This window comes from Streptomyces sp. 3N207 (assembly GCF_052246355.1).
Taxonomy (GTDB): domain Bacteria; phylum Actinomycetota; class Actinomycetes; order Streptomycetales; family Streptomycetaceae; genus Streptomyces.
In genome coordinates this window covers 108,887-125,792 of the sequence record NZ_JBQQBV010000014.1, presented here as the reverse complement: position 1 = coordinate 125,792, position 16,906 = coordinate 108,887, and the positions used below count along the sequence as shown (strand labels likewise).

15 protein-coding genes and 1 tRNA gene are annotated in these 16,906 nt (G+C 70.7%); 9 read left to right on the top strand and 7 right to left on the bottom strand.

The window, feature by feature from the left end:
- Positions 1 to 53: 53 nt before the first annotated feature.
- The 3 genes from ACTWP9_RS22350 to ACTWP9_RS22340 all read left to right on the top strand — a co-directional run bounded on the left by ACTWP9_RS22350 (position 54) and on the right by ACTWP9_RS22340 (position 2,412).
- Positions 54 to 767, top strand: coding sequence for a hypothetical protein (locus tag ACTWP9_RS22350; RefSeq protein ID WP_443248003.1), 714 nt, complete (start codon positions 54 to 56; stop codon positions 765 to 767).
- Positions 764 to 1,411 carry a hypothetical protein gene (locus ACTWP9_RS22345; RefSeq protein ID WP_443248002.1) on the top strand — a complete coding sequence of 216 codons (648 nt, stop codon included), beginning with the start codon at positions 764 to 766 and terminating at the stop codon, positions 1,409 to 1,411. Before ACTWP9_RS22350 ends, ACTWP9_RS22345 begins: the two co-directional genes overlap by 4 nt.
- A gap of 332 nt (positions 1,412 to 1,743) precedes the next feature.
- The gene (locus ACTWP9_RS22340; protein WP_443248001.1) at positions 1,744 to 2,412 is read left to right on the top strand and encodes a hypothetical protein; all 669 of its coding nucleotides are present in this window, start codon (positions 1,744 to 1,746) and stop codon (positions 2,410 to 2,412) included.
- A 13-nt stretch (positions 2,413 to 2,425) separates the two neighbouring features.
- On the opposite strand, the gene pth is transcribed toward ACTWP9_RS22340, so the two are convergent.
- The 5 genes from pth to ACTWP9_RS22315 form a co-directional block, all read right to left on the bottom strand.
- A complete protein-coding gene (gene pth / locus ACTWP9_RS22335) occupies positions 2,426 to 3,016 on the bottom strand; it encodes an aminoacyl-tRNA hydrolase (RefSeq protein ID WP_443248000.1) in 591 nt (196 codons plus the stop codon).
- A gap of 124 nt (positions 3,017 to 3,140) precedes the next feature.
- Positions 3,141 to 3,746, bottom strand: a complete 606-nt coding sequence (locus tag ACTWP9_RS22330; protein ID WP_443247999.1) for a 50S ribosomal protein L25/general stress protein Ctc — start codon at positions 3,744 to 3,746, stop codon at positions 3,141 to 3,143.
- Between the two features lie 228 nt (positions 3,747 to 3,974).
- A complete protein-coding gene (locus ACTWP9_RS22325; RefSeq protein ID WP_355450850.1) occupies positions 3,975 to 4,952 on the bottom strand; it encodes a ribose-phosphate diphosphokinase in 978 nt (325 codons plus the stop codon).
- Positions 4,953 to 5,116: 164 nt separating this feature from the next.
- A complete protein-coding gene (gene glmU, locus ACTWP9_RS22320; RefSeq protein ID WP_443247998.1) occupies positions 5,117 to 6,700 on the bottom strand; it encodes a bifunctional UDP-N-acetylglucosamine diphosphorylase/glucosamine-1-phosphate N-acetyltransferase GlmU in 1,584 nt (527 codons plus the stop codon).
- A 131-nt stretch (positions 6,701 to 6,831) separates the two neighbouring features.
- A tRNA-Gln gene (locus ACTWP9_RS22315) sits at positions 6,832 to 6,902 on the bottom strand.
- Between the two features lie 225 nt (positions 6,903 to 7,127).
- On the opposite strand from ACTWP9_RS22315, the gene ACTWP9_RS22310 reads away from it, so the two are divergent.
- Entirely contained in the window at positions 7,128 to 8,726 is a 1,599-nt protein-coding gene (locus tag ACTWP9_RS22310; protein ID WP_443247997.1) for a sensor histidine kinase, read from the top strand.
- Positions 8,727 to 8,767: 41 nt separating this feature from the next.
- Here the strand turns inward: ACTWP9_RS22310 and ACTWP9_RS22305 are convergent, their stop codons facing one another.
- Together ACTWP9_RS22305 and ACTWP9_RS22300 are read right to left on the bottom strand one after the other, a co-directional pair.
- Positions 8,768 to 9,310, bottom strand: a complete 543-nt coding sequence (locus ACTWP9_RS22305) for an SUKH-3 domain-containing protein (RefSeq protein WP_443247996.1) — start codon at positions 9,308 to 9,310, stop codon at positions 8,768 to 8,770.
- Positions 9,307 to 9,939: a YwqJ-related putative deaminase gene (locus ACTWP9_RS22300; protein ID WP_443247995.1), complete on the bottom strand. Its 633-nt coding sequence runs from the start codon at positions 9,937 to 9,939 to the stop codon at positions 9,307 to 9,309. Before ACTWP9_RS22300 ends, ACTWP9_RS22305 begins: the two co-directional genes overlap by 4 nt.
- Positions 9,940 to 10,125: 186 nt before the next feature.
- On the opposite strand from ACTWP9_RS22300, the gene ACTWP9_RS22295 reads away from it, so the two are divergent.
- The 5 genes from ACTWP9_RS22295 (at position 10,126) to ACTWP9_RS22275 (ending at position 16,729) form a co-directional block, all read left to right on the top strand.
- On the top strand, positions 10,126 to 10,992 hold the full coding sequence (locus ACTWP9_RS22295; protein ID WP_443247994.1) for a hypothetical protein: 867 nt from the start codon (positions 10,126 to 10,128) through the stop codon (positions 10,990 to 10,992).
- 101 nt (positions 10,993 to 11,093) lie between these two features.
- Positions 11,094 to 12,107 (top strand): SMI1/KNR4 family protein, encoded by a 1,014-nt coding sequence (locus ACTWP9_RS22290; RefSeq protein ID WP_443247993.1) that lies wholly within the window; start codon positions 11,094 to 11,096, stop codon positions 12,105 to 12,107.
- 7 nt (positions 12,108 to 12,114) lie between these two features.
- Entirely contained in the window at positions 12,115 to 14,637 is a 2,523-nt protein-coding gene (locus ACTWP9_RS22285; protein ID WP_443247992.1) for an SUKH-4 family immunity protein, read from the top strand.
- Positions 14,638 to 14,707: 70 nt separating this feature from the next.
- Positions 14,708 to 15,718 carry an LCP family protein gene (locus tag ACTWP9_RS22280; protein WP_443247991.1) on the top strand — a complete coding sequence of 337 codons (1,011 nt, stop codon included), beginning with the start codon at positions 14,708 to 14,710 and terminating at the stop codon, positions 15,716 to 15,718.
- Between the two features lie 90 nt (positions 15,719 to 15,808).
- The gene (locus tag ACTWP9_RS22275) at positions 15,809 to 16,729 is read left to right on the top strand and encodes a cellulose-binding protein (RefSeq protein ID WP_443247990.1); all 921 of its coding nucleotides are present in this window, start codon (positions 15,809 to 15,811) and stop codon (positions 16,727 to 16,729) included.
- Positions 16,730 to 16,906: the final 177 nt, after the last annotated feature.

Here is a 16,906-nt window from a genome sequence, read left to right as displayed (position 1 = left end):
TAGAGACACGGCCCGTGGGTGGCGGCCCGGGAACGGATGGAGCGGTGGACGGGGTGTCCTTCGAGCAGGAGTGGAACAACCTCAAGAGCGGCGCGGGCGGGACGGAATCGACTGCCCTGCGGCTCAATCAGGCCACCACGCCCGACACCGGACCCGGAGGCGGTAGTCGTACGGACGGATCCGGCTGGCTGATCGTCGAGCGAGACGATCTCGGACACGTGGGCCATGCCGCCTACAACCTTTGGCGCAAGCTTCGTAAGTCCGCCGACCTCGATGGTGGCGACGGCGGCAAACGCTCGGGCGCGACCGAACGCGCCGCTGTGCATCTGAAGGCCCACTCCCTCCTGGGCGCTGAACTGGCCCGCACGGCGAAGTTCTGGACTTCCCAGGTGAACACGGTGCTTCAGGGATGCGCTCATATCTCCAACCACCTGGATTTCTCCAAGAACTACCACGGTGAGGAGGACCGGAAGATCGGCGCTCAGATTCTGGCGAAGGACGGGAGTGAATTGCCGCCGTCGCAGGGGGAGCTGAAGTCGGACACCATCTGCGGCTTCCCAGGAAATCGTCGCGACTCGAAAGCCACTCTGTTCCTCAACACGGGAGCGAGCATGGCCCGCGAAGGCGAAAAGGGAAGCAAAGCGAAGCTCGCAGACCTGACCGGCTACGCGGCCCGCGCCCTCGCCCAGAAACTCTACAAGTGCAAGGGCGCCGAGGAACTTCCGAAGGGGCCCGTCCAGATAAAGAGAGGAGAGGGAAGCCGGTGAGCTCATTCATGCGGGCAGCAATGGTGACGGCGGCGGTATCCGGTCTCGTGTTGCTGAGCGCTTGCGGTGGCGGCGACGGCTCCGGCAAGAGCGACGACATCGAGGGGGCGAAGGATGGCAAGAAGTCGCCCTCGGCGTCGCCGAGTTCGAGTGCGTCGGAGGATTCGGACGCGCCGGAGTTCGACTTTCCCAAGGGCTTCCGCGTTGTCTTCGAGGACGACATCACGGGGGACCCGAAGAAGGACGAGGTCCTGCGGGACCACGAGTATGCCACCAAAGCAATATCACTATCCTATGCGAAAGGTGACCCGGACCTGCCTGTGGCAAAGCGGTATGTCCAGGACGCGGCGGGGGAGACCTTCCGATACAACCTCAAGAAGTACCGGAAATCGGGAAAAGTATCGACGGGTACCACCCGCTACTACAACCGCAAGGTGGAGCTGGGCAAGAAGGCTGCAGCAGTGACCTTCTGTGAGAGCCAGCGGGATGCGTTCGCCAAGATGGTGGACACCGGGAAGGTCGTCCGTACAAAACCCAGTCTGAGCGACTTCACGAGCGTGAAGGACATCATGGAAAAGCGCGGTGGAACCTGGGTTGTCATATCCAGTAGCGCGAAAGGAAGTGATGAAAAATGCGCTCGCTGAACTTACCGCGGAAAGCCACACTGGCGCTGGTCACTGCGGTGGTGCTGGGAGCGCCTGCACCCGCAGTGGCCGGTGGAAGCGGCCAAAGAGAGGATTCCGCGAAGCCGGTGCCGCACCGAGAGGGGGGTAAACCCAACGACATCACCTCCCGCGTCCAGTTCTCCCTCCACAACACCCCCGAATCCGGCGGAACTCACATGGCCCCTGGGCGAGGTGCGGAATGGGAGCCGCCCGTGTGCTGGTACGAGCCTCGGTACTCGCCCGAGGAGTTCTCCGCGTACGCGACGCAAGTGGATGTCCGGCATGGGGAAGCGAGGGACGGGAAAGGTGGGGTGCGGGAGAAGTACCCCGATATGCATATCGGGGACAAAGGCGAGTGGTACGTCATGCGGTATGACACCGACACAACCGGCGGCACCCCCAAGGAGTGTCTGGACCAGAACGGCTTCGTATTCATCGGGCCGGACGACCCGGCACCGCCGAATGCACCGGTTCTCGATCCGGAAATCCTTGCCGGGCTCGCCTACAAGAAGACCACCCTGCCCGCGCCCCCGCTCACCCTTTCCCCGAAGCCCGGGAATCAGGTGGTGAATCTCGACACCCATGCCCGCTTTTCCAAGAAACTGAGCCGCGTGTGGGTGACTGCCCGCATCCAGGAGGCGGGGCTGGATCTGGCCGCGACCACCGTCGCGGAACCCGATCGGCTGCGGCTGGAGGCGGGTGCGCGCGACGCGGACCCCGCGTCGTGCACGTACGACCTGGGCAAGGGCAGCGACGGCGGCTATGCGGTGAACACCAAGAACGCCGACTGCAACATCACTTACCGCCGCGCCACTGCAAAGGGAGCGCCCCGCACGCTCAAGGCGTATCTGATATGGCGCGTCTCCTGGGCGGAGGGGGACAGTCCGGACGGAACCCCGCGCCATGGGATGCCCCAGGGGGAGTCCGTCGAGGAAGTAGCGGTCACTGTGCGGGAGATCCAGTCCATCAACCGCGACTGACCGCGACCGGGCGTCAGCTGTTGTACGTGCTCTGAGCCCTCTCCAGGCCGTCGGTGATCAGGGACTCGCAGGCGTCGGCCGTGCGGTCGACGAAGTAGGCGAGTTCCTTGCGCTCCGCGGAGGAGAAGTCTTTGAGTACGTAGTCGGCGACCTGCATCCGGCCGGGGGGTCGGCCGACGCCGAAGCGTACGCGGTGGTATTCGCGGCCGAGGACCTTGGTGAGGGACTTCAGGCCGTTGTGGCCGTTGTCGCCGCCGCCGAATTTGAGGCGGAGGGTGCCGTAGTCGATGTCGAGCTCGTCGTGGACGACGACCAGGCGGTCGGTCCCGATGCCGTAGAAGTCGAGCAGTGCTTTGACGGGGCCGCCGGAGACATTCATGTACGACATCGGCTTGGCGAGCACCACGCGGGTGCTGGTGGTGCCGGGGATGCCGATGCGGCCCTCGAGCACCTGGGCGCGGGCCGCCTTGTGGGACTTGAAGGCGCCGCCCATCCGGCCGGCGAGCAGGTCCGCGACCATGAAGCCCACGTTGTGTCGGTTGCCGGCGTAGTCGGGGCCCGGGTTGCCGAGTCCGGCGATGAGCCACGGAGTGGTGGCCGACATGGGTGGTCCTCCGGTCGTCAGATGTTGCCCGGCTGCGCCGGTCCCCTCGGGGTTCCCGGTCCGCGAGCGCCGGACGGACCACTGTCAGCAGGCCGTCCGGCGCTCGCAGAACACAGGGTGGGTCTTACTCGGCGGCCTCGGCAGCCGCGGCCTCGCCCTCGGCCTCTTCGGCCTCGGCGGTCGGCTCCTCGGCCTGCGCGGCGAGGATCTGGATGACGGTCTCGTCGCCCTCGATGGCGAGCGAGGTGCCGCCCGGCAGGGCGATGTCCTTGGCGAGGATCTGGTCGCCGGCGTTCAGGCCCTCGACGGAGACGGTCACCGACTCGGGGATGTGGGTGGCCTCGGCCTCGACCGGCAGCGAGTTGTAGACGTGCTCGATCAGGTTCTGGCCCGGGGCCAGCTCGCCCTCGATGTGGATCGGGACCTCGACCTGGACCTTCTCGCCGCGCTTGACCGTCAGCAGGTCGATGTGGACCAGGAAGCCGCGGATGGCCTCACGCTGGACGGCCTTGGGGATGACGAGTTCCTTCTTGCCCTCGACGTCCAGGTGGATCAGGACGTTCGGGGTCTTGAGCGCCATCATCATGTCGTAGCTGGGCAGGGCCACGTGGACGGGGTCGGCGCCGTGACCGTAGATGACGGCGGGGACCTTCTCCTCGCGGCGGAGACGACGCGCCGAGCCCTTGCCGAACTCGTTGCGGATGGTCGCGCTGATGTTGACGTCAGCCATGCTGCGCTCCTCGTAAGCGACGGTGGTACGGATGTCTGCGGTGCCACTCGGTCCCGACGGACCTGCTACGAAGAGCGCGCGTCGATAACGGAGCATCCGGCCCGTATGCACAAGACGTACGTACGGAAACGGACCGGCCTCCCTCGCCGAGCGACTCGCAGAGTCTACGCGGCGGGGGAGGCCGGCCGGAAATCGATCAATCGATCAGCTGCTGGGCGCGCCCGTGAGCTACGCCTGCTCGTCGAAGAGGCTGGTCACCGAGCCGTCCTCGAACACCTCGCGCACCGCGCGAGCGATCGTGGGTGCCATCGACAGCACCGTGATCTTGTCGAGCTCCAGTTCGCCCGGGGTGGGCAGCGTGTTGGTGAAGACGAACTCGCTGACCTTGGAGTTCTTCAGCCGGTCGGCGGCCGGGCCGGAGAGCACGCCGTGCGTCGCGGTGACGATGACGTCCTCGGCGCCGTTCGCGAACAGCGCGTCAGCCGCCGCGCAGATGGTGCCGCCGGTGTCGATCATGTCGTCGACCAGGACGCAGACCCGGCCCTTCACATCGCCGACGACCTCGTGCACGGTCACCTGGTTCGCCACATCCGGGTCGCGGCGCTTGTGGACGATGGCCAGCGGGGCGCCGAGCCGGTCGGCCCAGCGGTCGGCCACCCGGACCCGGCCCGCATCGGGCGAGACGACGGTGAGCTTGTCGCGGTCGGTCTTGGCCGCCACGTAGTCCGCCAGCAGCGGCAGCGCGAACAGGTGGTCGACCGGGCCGTCGAAGAAGCCCTGGATCTGGTCGGTGTGCAGGTCCACGGTGAGGATGCGGTCCGCACCGGCGCACTGGAACATGTCCGCCATCAGCCGCGCCGAGATCGGCTCGCGCCCGCGGTGCTTCTTGTCCTGCCGGGCGTAGCCGTAGAACGGGACGATCACGGTGATGCTCCGCGCCGACGCCCGCTTCAGGGCGTCGATCATGATGAGCTGCTCCATGATCCACTTGTTGATGGGGGCCGTGTGGCTCTGCATCAAGAAGCAGTCGGCGCCGCGCGCGGACTCCTGGAAGCGGACGTAGATCTCACCGTTCGCGAAGTCGAAAGCCTTGGTCGGGACCACGCCGATACCGAGCTGCTTGGCGACCTCTTCGGCGAGTTCGGGGTGGGCGCGGCCGGAGAAGAGCATGAGCTTCTTCTCGCCGGTCGTCTTGATCCCGGTCACTGCTGTTGTCTCCCTGTGTGGTGCGCCGCACGGCGGCTCAGCGGGGGGCGGCGTCGGTTTGCGGGGCCGCATCGGTCAACGGGGGCGGCGTCGGTTTTCGGCCGCATGGCCAATCAGGCTCCTCATAACCGTACGCCCAGCGTCTTACAACCGGATACCCGGTCTTAACCCTCTTCGGCGGGAACGTGCCCGGACGCGGCCCTGGCGGAACGGGCGGTTTCGGCCCCGTCGGAAGCTGTTCCGGAGTGCGCTCCTGCCGCCCCCTGGGCACCTGCCGCAGAGTTCTTCTGCGCCTCCTGGCCGTCTGCCGCATGCCGCTCCTGGGCCTCCTGGGCGGCCTGCGCCGATGCGCTGCCCGGGCGCTTGCGGGCCACCCAGCCCTCGATGTTGCGCTGCTGGCCGCGCGCCACGGCCAGCGAGCCGGGCGGCACATCCTTGGTGATCACGGACCCGGCGGCGCTGTAGGCGCCGTCCCCGACCGTGACAGGAGCCACGTACATGTTGTCCGCGCCCATCCGGCAGTGCGAGCCGACGGTCGTGGTGTGCTTGTTCTCACCGTCGTAGTTCACGAAGACGCTCGCGGCGCCGATGTTGCTGTGCTCGCCGATCACCGCGTCACCCACGTAGGAGAGGTGCGGCACCTTCGTGCCCTCGCCGATCTCGGCGTTCTTCATCTCCACATAGCTGCCGGCCTTCACCTTGCGGCCCAGCCGGGTGCCCGGACGCAGATAGGTGTACGGACCGACGGAGGCGTCCTCGCCGATCTCCGCACCCTGCGCGACGGTGTTGCTGACCGTCGCGCCCGTGCCCACCCGGGTGTCCGTCAGCCGGGTGTTCGGGCCCACCTCGCTGTCCGCGCCCAGATGTGTGCTGCCGAGCAGCTGGGTGCCCGGGTGGACCATGGCGTCCGGCTCGTAGGTCACGCTCACATCCAGCCAGGTGGTGGCCGGGTCGATGACCGTGACCCCCGCCAGCATGGCGTCCTCCACCAGCCGGCCGTTCAGCATCCGGCGCGCCTCGGCCAGCTGGACACGGTTGTTGATGCCCGCGATCTCCCGGTGGTCGCCCGCGACCGCTGCGCCCACCCGGTGACCGGCTTCCCGCAGGATGCCGAGTACGTCCGTGAGGTACTCCTCGCCCTGGCTGTTGTCCGTACGGACCTTGCCCAGCGCCTGTGCCAGCAGCCGGCCGTCGAACGCGAACACTCCCGAGTTGATCTCCCGGATGGCGCGCTGCTCCTCGCTCGCGTCCTTGTGCTCCACGATCGCGGTGACCGGGCCGCCGCCGCTCTCCCGCACGATGCGGCCGTAACCGGTCGCATCCGGGACCTCGGCCGTCAGTACGGTCACGGCGTTGCCGTCCGCGTCATGGGTGTCCGCCAGCTGCTGCAGCGTCTCACCGGTCAGCAGCGGGGTGTCGCCGCAGGTCACCAGTACGGTCCCGGCGGGGCCGTCCCCGCCCAGCTCTTCCAGGGCCATCCGGACCGCGTGCCCGGTGCCGTTCTGCTCGTGCTGCACGGCGGTTCGGATACCGGCGTCCAGCTGCGCCAGATGCGCGGTGACCTTCTCCCTCGCATGCCCGACGACCACGACCAGCTGCTCGGGGTCCAGCGCCTGGGCGGCGCTCACCACATGGCCGAGCAGCGAACGGCCGCAGATCTCGTGCAGGACCTTGGGGGTCGCCGACTTCATGCGGGTGCCCTCACCCGCTGCGAGAACGACGACGGCTGCCGGGCGAGTGACGCTCACGGATGTGCCCTTCGGCTTCGGGGGTGGGTGCTGTCCCGCAGGATACCGGTGGGTCGGCGCGCGGCGGCGTCGACGGGTACGCGTGGCAGCGGTGCGGGGAAGGGGAGATCACCCGTGAAGGGAAAACAGGGCTCCCGGGGAGGGATTCGAACCCCCATCGACGGCACCAAAAACCGCTGACTTGCCCTTAGTCGACCCGGGATCAACTGTATGTCCGACGCGCCGTTCCGGCTGATCGGCACCCCATACTATGCCGCACGATCAGGCCCGCACGCGACGGTAATGGCGAGCAGACAGGGGTGTTGTCCGGTCGGACCGCCCGCCATGTTGCCCAGTGAAACCGTCCGGTCACGGACGAACGAGCGGAATGGGATGTTCCGGGGATCGGCCGGACAAGGTGGCGGCCTGCGGTCGTAGGGTGGTCGGTATGACCGAGACGGGGGAAAACCGTACGCGGGGCGGGCCGTGGTGGTGGGAGAGACCACGGAGTGCGGTGCTCGATATCGCCCTGGGCGCGGGCTCCGCCGCGGAGTGTGCCATCCAGGGGCAGGGCTTCGCCCAGGAAACGGGGATCCCCGGTGTGCTCGCGGTGCTGCTGGGTGCTGTCGCGGGGGCGACCCTGGTGCTGCGCCGCCGCTGGCCGATAGCCGTCGTCCTGGTCGCCATCGCCGTCATACCGGCCGAAATGGGCACCTTCCTCAGTGTCGTCGGCCTCTACACGCTCGCCGCGACCGAGGTGCCGCGGCGGATCACCGGCCTGCTGGCCTCCATGGCCGCCATCGGGATGCTGGTGATCACCACTTACCGGCTCGAGCAGAGCATCGGACAGGACCCCGACTTCAACCCCTCGGCCTGGTTCGTCCCCCTCGTCTCGGTCCTCATGTCGATCGGTGTGACGGCCCCGCCCGTGCTGGCCGGCCTGTACGTGGGGGCGCGGCGGCGGCTCGTGGAGTCGCTGCGGGAGCGTGCCGACGGCCTGGAGCGCGAGCTGTCGCTGCTGGCCGACCGGGCGGAGGAGCGCGCCGAGTGGGCGCGCAACGAGGAGCGCACCCGTATCGCGCGGGAGATGCACGATGTGGTCGCACACCGGGTGAGCCTGATGGTGGTGCACGCGGCGGCGCTCCAGGCGGTTGCGCTCAAGGACCCGGAGAAGGCAGCCAGGAACGCCGCACTGGTGGGCGACATGGGCCGCCAGGCCCTCAACGAACTGCGCACCATGCTGGGCGTACTGCGCTCCGGCGAACCGGAGAAGGAGAAGGGGGAGAAGAAGACGGAGATGGCGGAGAAGAAGGCGGAGAACGGGGAGCGGGCCGGTCTCGACGGTGCCTCCCCGGCCGATGCCCCCGCCTCCTCCGGCGCTTCCACTGCCTACGCCGGTTCCGTCGCATCCGGAGCCTCCCGTGCCTCCGGAGCTTCCGGGGCTTCCGGGGCTTCCGGCACCCCGGACGCTCCCGCTCTCCGGCAGTCCGGTGACGGTACTGCCGAGGCGTCCTCGCGGCTGGCCGAGTTCGCCGCGGCGGCAGCCGGGCGGGTGAGCGCAGGTGCTGCGGACGCCCGGAAAGAGGGAGCGCACAAGGGAGCGCAGGACGGTGCGCTCCGCACCGACCACGGTGCGGCGTCCTCCGGCGCACCCTCGCTCGCGCAGCTCGACGTGCTGGTCGGACAGTCGCGGGCCGCGGGAATGACCGTGGAGCTCAGCGTCGAGGGGAGCCCCGACGGCGCCTGCCCGCCGCCCGTACAGCAGACCGCCTACCGGGTGGTGCAGGAGGCGCTGACCAACGTGCACAAGCACGCGGCGGGCGCGGCCACCCGGGTGCGGGTCGCGCACCGCGCGGCAGAGGTCGCGCTCCAGGTCGAGAACGACCCGGCTGCCGACGGCGCGGCCGACGCGGGCCTGCCCAGCGGCGGCAACGGCCTGGTCGGAATGCGGGAGCGGGTGACGGCGCTGGGTGGCGGCTTCGTCTCTGGGCCGACGGACGCGGGCGGCTTCCGCGTCTCGGCGATCATCCCGTACGCGCGCCCGTAAGCCTGATACGCAGCCTGATACGCCTTCGTGAGCACCCTCGGTCATCCCGTATGCGCGTCCGTGAGTCCCTCGGGCCCGGTGCTCTCCTGGTGGGGAACGGGCGGCGGCGGGCTGGTGCTCAGTCTGGCCGGGACCAGGCCCATCAGCAGCGCCGAGAGCGCGGAGTCGAAGTCGGTGCCCAAATACCAGTCGCCGGTCGCATCGATGCTGTAGACGCGGCGCTCGGCGTCGATGGCCAGCAGCGCCTCGTCCTCGCCCTCGGTGCCGATCGGGCAGACCTGGGTGCCGAGCGCGCGGCCCAGGTCGGAGAACGTGCGTGCCGAGTACAGCCCGGGGAGCGGGTCGATGTACACGGCGGAGGGTGCGAGGTGGCGGCCGGGGCCCGTGGGCGTGATGTGCAGGGTGCCGAATTCGGCCCACACCTCGACGGCGGCGGGGAAGACCGCGTGCCGGTGGCCGCCGGCCGAGATGTGGCCGCGCAGGGTGTCGGCCCACTGCTCGGCCTGCCGGATGTCCCAGCGGCCGGGCTTCCACCCGGCGTTGCGCAGCGGGTCGTCGACGGCGACGGGGAAACGGGTGGTCACTGCGCGCTCTCCCGTGCCGGGTCGACGGCCCGCACCCCGAAGTGGGCCAGCAGGGCTCCGCAGGAGCGGCACGGTGGCGCGTAGCTGCCGTGCAGCGGGTCGCCGTCCTCGCGGATACGGCGCGCGGTGAGCTTGGCGTGTTTGAGGGCGCGCTTGGCCTCGTTGAGCGTGAGTGGCTTGGGTGCCTTCGCGGAACGCGACCCCCTGCCTGCCGCACCCCGGCCGCTCTTGGCGCGCCCGCTGCGCTTGTCCGCGCGGGCGGCCTCGGTGGCGGTCAGATAGCGCGACAGCAGTACGGCCTCGGGGCAGCGGCCCGTCTGGCGGGAGCGGCGCTCCGTGGTGAGGGTGTCCAGGAAGTCCTGCACCAAGGGGTGGTGGGCGGGCGGACGTTCGCCCTTGCTGCCGGTGCAGGTGAGGGTCTCGCCCCGGATGGACAGCGCGGCGGCGACGGCTGGCAGAATGCCGTCGCGGCGCTGGAGCAGTACCGGTGCGGTGGCGCTGAGGGAGTCGACGGCGGCTATCCAGCCGACGCGCGGGTCGCCGCTGCTGTACGAGGTGGCGTACGAGCCGTGCTGCGACTGCGGCGCTTCTTGCTGCCGCGGCGTATGCGCCTGTGGTGCCGTGTGCAATGGAGCTTCCTCCCGAAGTGTCCCCTCTGCGCCGGGGCTCGCCCAAGTATGCAGTGTGGCGTACGAGTCGATCATTCCGCCGGTGATGTCATGGAATTGTGGCGACGGTGATGGTGCGGTGAAGGGTGCCTTGTCGCCCCCCGGGGGGCAACGGATGATGGCCAGTCCCAACTGAGAGGTGTGGCCATGACCCGCACGACGAGGCGTGCGCGTTTCCGCGCGCTGCGCCGTACGTTCGCGGCTGCCGCCGTACTGCCCGCGCTGCTGCTGCCGCTCGCCGCCTGCGACAGCGGTGGAGACGACGGCGGGGGAGCCAAGAGCAGCGGCAAGAACAGCGGCGGCAGCGATGAGGGCGGCAGCGAAGACAGTGGCAAGGGGGGTGAAGCAGACGGCGGCAAGGGCGGCGAGGACAACGGCACGGGCGGCGGTAAGAACGACGAGACCGGCAAGCCCGACAAGGGCTCCGCGAAGCCGCTCAGCGAGGAGCAGTTGCGCTCCGCGCTCCTCAACTCCAAGGAGGCGCCGGGCTATCGGGCGCAGGAGAGCAAGTCGGCGCTCGACGAAGACCCCCCGCAGACCGGCGAGGAGTGCCGTCCGCTGATCGACCTCTTCAGCAAGGACTCCGAGCAGAAGCGCACCGCATGGGTGGCTGCCAGCCTGGTCAAGGGCGGCAAGGGGCAGTTCAGCACCCAGAGCACGATCCACCAGATCCTGCTCTCCGCCTACAAGCCGGGCGATGCCGAGACGTTCCTGGGGAACCTGAAGACGGCGACGGACAAGTGCCCGGAGATCGTCGATACGCCGGACGGCAGCGGGAAGCAGGAGAAGGTGCTGGTCGAGCCGCAGCCCTCGCCGGGACTGGGGGACGATTCGGTACGGTTCGCCATGACTAGTGCCGAGGACAAGCCTTCTGGGATTCAGGTGACGGTTGTCCGTTCCGGTGCCAACACCATGACCTTCATGTCGACCTCGCTGACGGGCAAGGGGCCCGAGTCGCCGAAGCAGCTGGTGGACAAGCAGTTGGCGAAGCTGGAGAGCGCCGGGGAAGGCTGATCACGGGCTGATCACGGGCCGACCACCAGGGGCGGTGTCTGCCTGCTGCCGTACCGCATAGGCTGTTCGGTACCAGCCAGAAGCAGCAGGGAGCCAACGCCATGACGACAGGTCGGCTTGGGGTGGGGGCACCTCCCGGCCCCCAGGGCCGGGAGAATGCCGCCGCACCACCGAACCGGGCGTACGCCGGGCAGGTCGTGAATTTCCCGGATCCCGTCAGGGCGGCGCGCTACCCCCAGGGGGTGCGCGTCGACCACAGCGGGTTCCCGGACTTCTCCGCGTACGCCCGTGCGGCTGCGGAGATCGCGGAGCCCCCGGAGGGCTTCGGCGGTGACGAGCTGCGCCTGACGGACTATGTGTCGGCCAACGCCGCGCTGCATGCCGAGGGGCACGAGCTGTGGGCGGACCTGCCGCCCGTGGCGACCCCGCACGGCTGGACGTGGCACCACGTACCGCACAGCCGCCGGATGGAACTCGTCCCCGTCGAGGTCAAGGCGCTGCTGCGGCACCACGGCGGGCTGACGACGGCGGCCGTGGATCACGAGAAGACCGGTACGCGTCCGCTCCAGGAGACCCGGCCCGCGCACTTCGCCGTCCCGCACGGCCCCGAGTCGGCGGTGAGCGAGCGGCAGATCGTGGACATCGAGGAGCGGCTGGGCTACCGGCTGCCCGGTGCCTACCGGACCTTCCTCAAGGTCGCCGGCGGCTGTGCCCCGCAGGGTGTCGCGCTCGACGCGGAGCTGGGCCTGCTGGTGGACCAGCCGTTCTTCACCGTCCGCGACGACGCGGCGGTCAACGACCTCGTCTACATCAACAAGTGTCTGCGCGACCACCTCACCAAGGACTACCTCGGGGTCGGCTTCGTACAGGGCGGGCTGGTCGCCGTGAAGGTGAAGGGCGACGCGCTCGGCTCGGTGTGGTTCTGTGCGTACGACGATGCCCGGGACTCCGACGGCCTGCAGGTCCAGGAGCGGGTGGAGCGGCTGCTGCGGCCGTGCGGCGCGGACTTCGACGAGTTCCTGCTGCGGCTGGCCGGGAACCCGCCGGAGCTGGAGACCGTGGCGAACCTGATGGTGGACGGCGGCTTCGCCCGCGCCGTCCCGTTGGAGAGGTGAGAGCGCGATGGTGACCTTGGCGCAGGCCCAGGAGCGCGCCGAGCGCTGGGTCAACGGTGACGTACCCGCATACCAGCACCGTGAGGTGCGTGTCCGCGAGTTCGACCTGGGCTTCGTGGCCTGGGCCGAGGACCGCGAGAGCGGACCGGCCTCGGACGGCGGCAACGTCCGGCTGGTCATCGCCCGCGACAGCGGGGAGACGACGCTGTGGCCCGCGCTGCCGGTGGGCGAGGTCATCCGCCGCTACGAGGAGGAGTACGGCGAGGAACCGGCCGCGACGCCCCCGCCGCCTCAGCAGCGGCTCGACCTGGAAGCGACCTCGTTTCTGCTGACGCCGCCCGAGTGGCTCCAGCAGGCGGCCGACAAGATGGGCATCCCGGACCGGCGCACGGACGGCCCGGCCGGGCCGGGTGCGTCCGACGGCGCGGGTACGTCCGCCGCGCCCGGTATGCCGGACACGCCGCAGCCCGTCGCCCCTGCCGCTCCCGCCGTCTCCGGCGAGGACTCGCTCGGTGGGAACGCCGCCGGAGCCAGCCCCTGGGACGGCGCCGACACCGGGGGTGCCGGAAGCGGTGAGGCGCAGGCCCCGCCGGCGACCGTGTTCGCGCCGCCGCTGATGGGCACCGACGAGGACGACACCCCGCCGCCGCCCGGTTCGGAGGCGCGTACGGCACTGCTACCGGAGGGCAGCGCGCTGCCCAGAACGACTGTGGCACCTGCGATCGACGCCGGTCCGGACGCCGACTTCGGGCAGTCGCTGTCCAAGGCGCCGGACCAGGCCCAGCCGCCGCAGATCCCGCCCCAGCAGCCCCCGCAGGCTCCGGGGCAGCCGTCCCAGGGTGGTGCTCCGGGCGGCGTAACCGGTTCAGGCGGTGACGATTCCCGTGGTGGCGGAGTGCACCACGCCGCCACCATGCTGGCCGACCCCTCCCAGGGTGGCCTCCAGATGCCGGGCGCCCCCGGCGCTCCCGGCGCCGATGACATCTCGGACGCCGCGACCAGCCGTGCCCCGCGCGGCGCCGCCCCCGCGCGGCCGGCGTCCCGCGGCACGGGCCCCTCCGTACCGCCGCCGCCCGGTGCCCCGGGCGCCCCTGGCACACCGGGCGCCCCCGGCTCCCGCTCCGGCGCCGGCGGCCACGGCACCCCGCCGCCGCCCTCCGCGCCGGGAGCGCCCGCCGCGCCCGGTGCTCCGAGCGCCCCGGGCGGCGGTGGCTATGTGCCGACGCAGATGGTCTCGTCCGACGAGCTCGCCGAACAGATCAAGCAGAGCGGGCAGCAGCCGAAGGTCGACACCCCCACCCCCGGCGACTCCGCCACCCCGCCGCCCGGCGGCACGGGCGGCGGCAGCGTGCACCAGGCGGCGACGATGCTCGCCGGCCCCGGCCCCGGTGGCCCCATCGCGCCCGTACCCCCCGGTGCACCCGGAGCCCCCGGTACGCCACCGCCCGGCGCCCCCGGCATGCCGCCGCCCGGCGCTCCCGCTCCCGCCATGGGGCCCGGCATGGGCGCGCCGCAGCCCGGCGCTCCGCAGCCGCAGCCCGGGCAGCCCACGGTCGGCCCCGGATATATGGCCGTGCTCCGCTACCGCGCGCCCGACGGCTCCGAGCAGCAGCTGATCCGCCGCTCGGCGCCGGGCACCCCGCACCCGGAGTGGCAGCTGCTGCACGAGCTGCGGGCCATGAACGTGCCCCCGCAGCAGGTCGTCGAGCTCCACACCGAGCTGGAATCGTGCGACCTGCCCGGCGGCTACTGCGCGCGCATGATCCGCGAGAACTGGCCGCAGGTACGGGTCAGCCACACCGCCTCGTACGGCACCGATCACACCTCCCGGCAGCAGGGCATGCGGCATCTGATCGAGCATCAGGGCGAGCTGCACCAGGTCGCCGACGGGCCCGCGCGGCCCGCGCCCAACCGGGTGCCGCTGCCGCCGCCGGGCCAGATCCCGCCGGCCCCGCCGATCCCGCCCGACGCCATCGGGCAGGAACTCATGCAGGCGTTCGGCCCGCAAGGCGTCTTCCGCTTCGACCAGCGGGCCGTCTCCCGCGCGGGAGTGCCGGACATCGTGGCGCAGACGCTGGTCTGGGCGGGCGTCCCCATCGACATAGGTCCGTTCTTCTGGGGCCAGGCCCAGCCCGGCCGCCCGGTGCCGACGCTGGCCGAGCTCGCCCAGGAGCGCGGCGTGCAGCCCGCTTCGGACGCGGGGTCCTATCTGGTGATGGGGACGGACTTCGGGCGGCAGCTGTGCGTTCAGTACGGCACGGCGAACATCGTCGCCGTACCGCTGGAGGCGGGGCCCGGTGGGCAGCCCGCACCGCCGCAGTTCGTGAACACCGGGCTGCCGGAGTTCGTGCGGTGCATGGCCATGCTGGGGCGGATGTGGCGGCTGCGGTTCGGGCTGACCCCCGATCAGGCCGGCCGCTGGACTGTCGACTTCCAGACCCAGCTCGCCGCGCTGGACGCCGCCGCTCTGGCCTCGCCCGAGAACTGGTGGTCGGTGCTCCTCGAACAGATGTGGGACGGCTTGTTCTAGCGGTCGGAGGACTCCGGCGGACGGACCGTTCCGGCGTGCCGACGGGCGCACTGTGCGGGACGCTCGGTCCATGTACGGGGAGAGCAGCACCCTCTACCGCGCCGGTGGCCCGCGAGGGCGGCGCAAGTGGCCCCGGGTCGCACTGCTCGTGCTCCTGGTGTTGCTGCTGGCCTGCGCAGTCGGGCTCTCCGTCACCTACGGCTGGGCGGAGAGCCGGGTGCGGCACACGGACGCGTTCCCCGGCTACCCGGGCCGGCCCTCTCCGGGCAAGGGCACCAACTGGCTGATCATCGGCACCGACACCCGCGCCGACCTCAGCCCGCGGCAGCGCGAGGAGCTGCACGTCGGCGGGGGCGGCAGGCGCAACACCGACACGGTGATGGTGCTGCACTACGGCAAGGCGGGCCCGTATCTGGTGAGCATCCCGCGCGACTCGTACGTCACCGTTCCGGGGCACGGCCGCGGGAAGATCAACTCGGCCTATGCACGCGGCGGCCCCCGACTGCTCACCCGCACCGTCGAGCAGGCCACCGGGCTGCGTCTCGACCACTACGCGGAGATCGACTTCCTCGGCTTCACCCGCGTCGTCGACGCCCTCGACGGCGTACGGATCTGCCTCGGGAAGCCACTGCGGGACAGCAAGTCCGGCGCCGATCTGCCCGCCGGCTGCCAGCGGCTCGACGGCGAGCAGGCGCTGGCGTTCGTCCGGGCGCGCCACAGCGATCCGAAGGGGGACCTCGGACGGGTCGAACGGCAGCGCCGGCTGCTGAGTGCACTCGTGAGCGAGGGGTCAGGACCGGCAACTGTGGGGAACCCGTTCCGGTTCTATCCGTTCCTCGGTTCGGCCCTGGACGCGGTCACCGTCGACAAGGGGAGCTCAGCGCTGTCACTCACACGAATGGGCTGGAAGATCAGACGGCTGACGGAGGGCGACGGGGGTACGACGACCGTTCCCGTGGCGAACCCCGGGCTCAGCGTGCCGGGCGCCGGAAGCGTGGTCGCTTGGGAGCCATCCGGGTCACGTTCTCTTTTTCATCAGTTGCGGCAGGATGTGCCGATTACGGCAACCCCTGTGAAATAGCGCATCCTGGGGCGGGCCGGTCTCGTACGTGATCGTGGGGATCGACGAGATCGCAGAGAGTGACGGGATAGCCGAGATAAGGGGCTCGATATGAGTGCGTCGTCGCCGCACGGCTTCACGGTCGTCCGGGGCCGCGGATACCGGCCCGAACAGGTCGACGTCCGCGTGGCCGAACTGAACGCGGAACGCGAGGCCGCCTGGCACCGCACCGCACAGCTCACGCAGCACACCCAGGAGCTGGCCGAGGAAGCGGAACGGCTGCGCGGTGTCGCCGCCGCGCTGCCCCCGCAGACCTACGAAGCGCTCGGCCCGCGTGCCCAAGGGCTGCTGGCCACCGCCGAGTCCGAGGCCGCCGAGGTACGGACAGCGGCCGAGACGGAGGCGCAACAGCTGACCGAGCGGGCCGAGGAAGAGGCCCGCGACGTACGCGACGCCGCCCGCGAGGCGGCCGCCCGCCGCCGCGCAGACGCCGAGGCCGCCGCCGCCAGGACCCTCGACGCCGCCCAGGACCGCGCCGACGAGCTGCGCGCCCAGGCGCGGACGCAGGCCGAGAAGATCAGCCAGGAGGCGTCCGATGCGCTGAAGGAGATGTCCCGCAGGTGCGCGGCGCTCCTCACCGAACAGGAGAAGGAACAGGCAGCCCAGGCGGACGCCACCGACCGGGAGCTGGCCAAGCAGGAGGCCGACTTCCAGGCGTACGCCGCCGAGCTGGAGGAGCGCGGCCAGCGCGCCCTCGCGGACGCCAAGCGGGAGCACGCGGAGGCCGAGGAGGCGGCGCGGCACCGGCAGGAGGACGCGGAGGCGCGTGGCGCGGAGATCCTGGCGGAGGCAAGGGTGCGGGCCGAGGGCATCGAGCGGGAGACCGAACGAGTGCTGAGGGAGCACGCCGAACGGTCCGAGGAGTTGCGGCAGCACATGGCGCATGTCCGCTCCTCCCTCGCGGCCCTCACCGGCCGCACCCCGGATGACACCGCCCTCCCCGCCCAGCAGGCGGCCTCCGCGACGGACTGAGGGGCCCGTCCGGCCGGGGGCCGCCCCGCGGCCGGGCGGGGGTGTCACCGGTGCGGCGTACCCTGGGAGGAACCCGGTTTGCTTGCGAGCCGGGCTCTCGTCGTGCGCGCCCAGCACGACGGAGCCCGCACCCGCGCCTCGCGCAACAAACCGTGCGCCCCCGGACGGAAAGCCGAA